General features: G+C 56.8%; 5 protein-coding genes and 1 tRNA gene. 2 read left to right on the top strand and 4 right to left on the bottom strand.

Annotated features, from left to right (window positions below; translation table 11 throughout):
• Nucleotides 1-449 precede the first annotated feature (449 nt).
• The gene (locus NUW12_13075) at nt 450-1694 is read left to right on the top strand and encodes a serpin family protein (protein ID MCR4403673.1); all 1245 of its coding nucleotides are present in this window, start codon (nt 450-452) and stop codon (nt 1692-1694) included.
• A gap of 1482 nt (nt 1695-3176) precedes the next feature.
• Here NUW12_13075 and NUW12_13070 read toward each other — a convergent pair.
• The 3 genes from NUW12_13070 to NUW12_13060 form a co-directional block, all read right to left on the bottom strand.
• The gene (locus NUW12_13070; protein MCR4403672.1) at nt 3177-3608 is read right to left on the bottom strand and encodes a hypothetical protein; all 432 of its coding nucleotides are present in this window, start codon (nt 3606-3608) and stop codon (nt 3177-3179) included.
• An 18-nt stretch (nt 3609-3626) separates the two neighbouring features.
• Nucleotides 3627-4478 (bottom strand): DNA adenine methylase, encoded by an 852-nt coding sequence (locus NUW12_13065; protein ID MCR4403671.1) that lies wholly within the window; start codon nt 4476-4478, stop codon nt 3627-3629.
• Nucleotides 4479-4949: 471 nt separating this feature from the next.
• Entirely contained in the window at nt 4950-5516 is a 567-nt protein-coding gene (locus NUW12_13060; GenBank protein ID MCR4403670.1) for a deaminase, read from the bottom strand.
• Between NUW12_13060 and NUW12_13055 the strand changes: the two genes are divergently transcribed.
• Nucleotides 5452-5715, top strand: a complete 264-nt coding sequence (locus NUW12_13055; GenBank protein MCR4403669.1) for a tyrosine-type recombinase/integrase — start codon at nt 5452-5454, stop codon at nt 5713-5715. The two genes, NUW12_13060 and NUW12_13055, sit on opposite strands and share 65 nt — an antisense overlap.
• Nucleotides 5716-5817: 102 nt before the next feature.
• Here the strand turns inward: NUW12_13055 and NUW12_13050 are convergent.
• Nucleotides 5818-5892: transfer RNA gene (locus NUW12_13050), tRNA-Thr, on the bottom strand.
• Between the last annotated feature and the right edge of the window lie 156 nt (nt 5893-6048).

Here is a 6048-nt window from a genome sequence, read left to right as displayed (position 1 = left end):
CACTCGCGCAGGGTGGCCAGTACCACATGCATATACCTCATGGGGTATAGGGCCAAGCATCTTGAGATTCATCTGCTCACTCGCGACGACCAGCTGCGGCGACAACTTGTCCCGACTCCTTGCTCCATGTCAAGGCCCCGGGGGCCTTGCTGTATCCGACGTTGTGCCCTTCGCGAACAATACTCCATTCGACATCGATCGTGAAATTCCTGTCACATTGGCTACATTTCGACAAAGCACGGTGAACGGCCTCCACATCGCCACAACTCACACAAGGAGGCATGCAGTGAGGTGTCGAATCGATGAAGGGCCATGTCTGGCATGTTGGTCCGGCATCGTGTTTGCATCGCGCCAGTCATCAGAACCGAGTCTATGGCGATCTCAACCGGGACGCTGACCGGCGTAGGTGCTCTCGAGTCGCGAGAACGAGAGAAGGAGGTAAGGGGAGTATGAAATGGCGGCTCTGGTCATTTGTGGTCGGCGCCATGTTGATGTGCACCGTAGGGGTGCTGTCCGCTTTCTGCGGTGGGGTGTCGGCGATGGACAGCAGGGATGTGGACTCGATCGTCGCCGGGAACAATTGCTTTACCTTTGATCTTTACTCACAGCTGGCGAGGGAAGATGGCAACCTTTTCTTCTCGCCGTACAGCATCTCGTCCGCGCTGGCAATGACCTACGCAGGCGCGCGCGGGGAAACAGCGGAGCAAATGGCTCGAGTGCTGCATTTCACATTGGATCACGACAAGCTTCATCCCGCCTTCTCGGGGCTCACTGGAACGTTCAACGCAGACGGGACAAGCGGCCGAGAGTATCAGCTCTCGGTGGCCAATTCTCTGTGGGGGCAAGTTGGTTACCCTTTCTTGCCGGCTTTCCTGGACGTGACCAACAAGTGGTACCGTGCAGGCTTCAACGAGGTTGACTATACGGTCGACGAAAACCGCGAGCAGGCGAGGCAGACGATCAACAAATGGGTGGAAGCAAGGACCGGCGAGAAGATAAAGGACCTCATCCAACCCGATGACCTCTCCGTGCTCACAAGGCTTGTCCTGACCAATGCCATCTATTTCAAAGGGAAGTGGAAAACCCAGTTCAACTCGAAGGACACGACGACGATGCCGTTCCATGTCAAGGCGGGTTTGAAAGTCGACGTCCCCATGATGCACCAGGAAGGCAGGTTCAATTACGCGGAAGACGACCGCGTTCAGGTCCTTGAGATGCCGTACGCAGGCGGCGAACTCGCGATGATGATCTTGCTTCCTAAGCCCGGACACGAGCTGGCAGAACTCGAGAGCACATTGAGCGATCAGGAGCTCCGGTCATGGGCGTCCCGGCTCTCCCAGGAGACGGTGGAGGTCTTTCTGCCACGGTTCAAGCTGGAGAGAAGATTCGTGCTGAACGAACAGCTACAGAGCCTGGGGATGACCGACGCGTTCGACGAAATGGCCGCCGATTTCTCCGGCATGGCTCCCGGTCGTGACCTATATATAAGCGCGGTCATTCACAAGTCGTTCGTCGACGTCAATGAGGAAGGCACCGAAGCTGCGGCGGCCACGGCCGTGGTCATGTCCGGAAAGTCGCTCTCGGCACAAGAGCTATCCATCTTCAGGGCAGATCGACCGTTCGTCTTTTTCATCCGCGACCTGCGTTCCGGATGTATCCTGTTTGTGGGGAGGCTGGTCGACCCGAGAAGCTAGACTCCACACATTCTCAATTCCTGTTCCCAATCCCTCTCGGAGCGGGCAAGCGCCGCGGCTTCTGGCGGCGGCGCTTTGTGTTGATGGGAAACGGCGGCACGGTGGCGCGGCAGCGCCTTCCGCAGGTCTCTCCGTGATGCTCGGGATCTCGGCAAGGGGTCAGCATGGACGGCCCTAGAGGCGTGACATGGCAACGGTTTGGCAACGACTTTCTGCGAATTTCGTGGCAACGCCGTTCGACAATCGCGCTATAGGTGCAAAAAGAATGGAGCCGACGACCGGACTTGAACCGGTAACCTGCGCAGTAAGACTGGGTTCCAGGCCGCGTGAGCAGTTCATTGAAGTTTTCCATAACAAGGTCTTGCTTCGTGTTCTTGGGTGTCGCCGGGGTGCAGAAGGCGCACAGTCACTCCTGCTGTCTTGTGTTTGATCCCAGATTCGTCCCACGGGAACTGGACATCGTGCCAGCTATCCATGACTGTCTTGCGGGCCGCACAGCCAGCTCTCATTGAACGAGAGGCTCGACAACGTGAAATCTGTTCACGACGGCGGCATACCCCAGAGCGTCCGACAGTTGTTCACGGGCCTGGTCGATGCCCCATTCCGTACTTGCGGGCGGCAGCGGTGCAAGCGGCAGAAGAGGTCGACGAGACTGTCTCGCTGACCGCGCATGAGCCGCCTCAGCAAACGACCCACCCGTTCTGGGCGTCTGGCCCACAATGAGACCCTCGGCCACTTTGCGTTGCGACTCCTGCTCCATGCGCGCAGGCTCTAAGAAACCGCGCTTGTCTTCCGCAATCGGCGTTCCCGAGTCGCGTCCCGAACGTCTCGGTCTCTCGTCGCAGGCTGGACGTCCAGCTGAATCATGCGCGGGGTCAGGCCGGTGCTGACGACCGCATTGTCCGCAGAAGCCGAAAAACTCTTGCCTTTCGGTCTGGGAATTTCACTACTACATGGCTTGGCGAGCGCGTCACCATGCTTTACTTGTGGATGCCTGACCTCGTAGGTCTCCCTTCACCGCGAAATGGCCCCGCCCGCTCCAGGGGGTTGGCTCGTTGCGAACCAGGCTGGCCCATCCCCGATCAGGCTTCTGGTTACCATCTGACTGCCCGCTGGTTGCCCATTGGATTTCGAGAGTTCATCGATAAGGGGGAGAAACGTTGGTTTCACCGTCGCTTCTGGAACCCAAGGAACGGTTCAGGAAAACCTTGAGGGAACAGTTCGAGGGGGTGTCATTCCGCAGCGATTGTCTCCTGAGTGCTGCCACCATCAAGCGCAGGGTGGCGACCCCGAACCCGCACAGGCGATATCACTCGTACATCCTTGGTACCAAGGGTCATGGCCGACTGTGCGGTCTGCTGCTGCCCAGTCCACGCGATCACCTCCCCCAAGCGAAGAGCCAGCAGCCCGGAGACTGACCGTCTCCAAGGCCGTCAGCATCCCTGAAGAGATTATCCAGCGCCCTGTCAAGCGGCGTCGGTCCTAAGCCGTCGAGTTCGAACGGTTGGGGGTGTAATTGAAGTAGGTGAACAACCATTCTTGCAGGTACTCTTCTCTGACAGCGCCGTATAGCATCGCATGTCTCAGCAGATCGGTAGACCATCCGTGACCTGAAAAGACAATGATCGATGCAATTCCTCGCTCCTTGTCCCGGTTCGCTTCTTCGATCACCCGGAAGAGCTTCTCTTCGGCGGTTCCGGACGTGTTTTGGACCTTGCACTCGATGAACATGACGGGCTTCCCGTCGTCATCGACCACAGTAAGATCCACGTCCCGCCCTCTTCCGATTATCACGCTTCCGAGTTCAGAGCTTCGCTGTTCTTCGTACTTTAGCCCTAGGGTGTCGAGGATGAGCTTCACCCTTTCCACGAGTTCTCTAGCAGACTTGGACTGCTTGTTGCCTGATCTTCCCATCTGGCGCCCTCCCTGATTCTAGTAATTCAACACCAAGGCCTCGGGGATAGCGCCCCGCCTGTCGCCCTTGCAGTTTATGTAGCGCTTAGCCATCACCGTTTCGATCCGAAATCCGCCGTAGAGATCGCGGATGACAGGGGAGTCCGAATTGCTGAGCATCACATGGCAGCCCCTCTTATCTAGCTCCCGAAACACAGTGGCAAGACGCCTTTGCTGGCTCTCATCGAACGCATCTGCCGTGTAGCTCGTGAAGTTGGACGTGTCGCTTATTGGCTGGTACGGGGGATCGAAGTACACAAAATCCCCCGGCTCAGCCCGATCAAGCACTATCTCAAAATCCGCTACTCGAATGTCGGCATGTTGGAGGGCCTGGCTTGCGAGACGCAGCTGAACCTCGTCCGCATAGACAGGATTCTTGTAGCGGCCGAAGGGGACGTTGAACCTACCCTGTCTATTCACCCGATATAGCCCATTGTAGCAGGTCTTATTGAGATAGATGAACCTCGAAGCCCTTTCTACCGAGTCCAGCTTCTTCGGATCCAACGCACGGATCTCATAGTAGAATTCCGCACTGTTCTTGTATTGCCTTAGCCTCCGCAGCAAAGATTCACAGTCATTTTTGACGACGAGAAATGCGTTAACAAGCTCTTCGTTGAGGTCGGAAAGGAAGGCTCTCTTTGGGGTCAAATGGAAGAACAAAGCCCCTCCCCCGACAAAAGGCTCATGGTAGGCAGAGTATCTCCCGGGCATACGAGCAGCCAGTTGCTCCACCAGCTGTCCCTTGCCCCCTGCCCACTTCACAAAGGGTCTTGGTCGGATGATTCCGCATGTAGCACTTGCACGTGTCTTCTCCAAGTACTCGGGGTCCATCTGCACTCCAGATAAGCGCCTCCAAGTGTAGGGCAACCAAGGCCCATTACCGAACAATGCTGCTTCCGGAACTCACGAGTTGAGCGATCATCCATCCACAAGTATTCCATTCTACATTTTGACCTGTCAGCCCTGTCCCCTTGCATGACTCCAAGAGCCGACCGCTCAGGAGTCTACTCTCTGAGCTGACGACATTGCCACAGCCGGACCAGCATCTGTTGACTTCCATGTCGGCGAATGGTACAGCCCAGCGCAAGCGATCCTCACTGTCACGCGTGTGTCCCGGCTGGCTCCTCGATGAATCTGCGCTTGCCCTGCGCAGAAGAGTGCGTCTCCTTGCGCCGTTTGCGCGCTAGACTGAATCGTCCCCGAGACTCGCGCATGTCGAGACGCTCCAAAGGAGAGCGCCATCCACAAGAATGACAATACACAACACCAAAATACGAGTTTCTGTAAGCAATATTCCCGCACTCAGGGCACAGCACCATGGGGCACCCCTCCAAAAAGCCGGAAGTAACCGTTGAACGTAGCGCCAGCAAATGCTTGCTGACTTACCCCTCCACTGTTTAGGATCTCCATACTTTCCCTGACGGGATATGGCTCAAAGTACACCACCTTCCTTATTCCCATCCTTACGATCTTGTTGGCGCAAAGGTTGCATGGATACGTTGTCACGAACATCCGGGCGTCCTTCGTCAGCCGGGCCCCAGACACTGCCAGGTTCAGGATTGCCTGCTCCTCGGCATGGAGAGCACGACACCTATCAAGCATCTTGAACTCCACCCACATCGTTTCTTGAATCAGCTGAGACTTCGCCTCATCAACGCCAAGATCCTTCAGTCGACTTGAGAACTTCCCTTTGATGAGGTCGCGATACCACTTGCCATACTGCCTCGCGCAAGTCTCGTCAATGTCGGTCCCCAGAATCTCGTTGTACCCTGAACTGAGAGTGTGTCCTTTATCATCAACGACGATGGCTCCGACACGCCGCTTCAGGCATGAGGCAACCGGCTGCAAGCATGACCTGCCGCCGATCACCGTCCTGGGTCCCCGGCACGCAAGCGCCACGCTCCTGATTGCCGAGGGAATTCCCCTCAAGAACGTCAGCAGCCGTATGGGAGATTCCAACATCAGCACCACGGTGAACATCTATGCCCATGCCCTCCAGAGCGTTGACCGCGCCGCCGCCGAGAAGCTGGACCGCATGCTGTCTCGAGGGAAGGAGGAGGCGAGATAGGGCCAGGTGAAAACTATCCCCAGACTATCCCCAAATGCCGTTCTCGACGATCTGGAAGGCAATAACAAAGCGCCGCAAATCCTTGCGGCGCTTGAAAATTCATGGAGCCGACGACCGGACTTGAACCGGTAACCTGCGCATTACGAGTGCGCTGCTCTACCTTTGAGCTACGTCGGCTTCGAAATCCGTCTATCTTGTTGGACGTGTTGGACGCGGCGACTGGCTCGCACTGAGAGTATAGCATAGCCTCGGGGTCGTGTAAAGGTGTGCGCCTGTGGCTGTCGTCGGCCTGTGATAATGTCACCCTGTAAGCGGTCTGAGAAAATGTCACCC

It is taken from the genome of Bacillota bacterium (genome assembly GCA_024653485.1).
Taxonomy (GTDB): Bacteria; Bacillota; SHA-98; order UBA4971; family UBA4971; genus UBA6256.
Note: the sequence above shows the minus strand (reverse complement) of the source record. Positions and strands in the feature narration are given on the sequence as shown.

Coding starts and splice junctions, on each gene's coding strand:
- NUW12_13070 (MCR4403672.1), bottom strand. CDS start 3,608: ATGGGAAGATCAGGCAACAAGCAGTCCAAGTCTGCTAGAGAACTCGTG.
- NUW12_13055 (MCR4403669.1), top strand. CDS start 5,452: ATGGCTCCGACACGCCGCTTCAGGCATGAGGCAACCGGCTGCAAGCAT.
- NUW12_13075 (MCR4403673.1), top strand. CDS start 450: ATGAAATGGCGGCTCTGGTCATTTGTGGTCGGCGCCATGTTGATGTGC.
- NUW12_13065 (MCR4403671.1), bottom strand. CDS start 4,478: ATGGACCCCGAGTACTTGGAGAAGACACGTGCAAGTGCTACATGCGGA.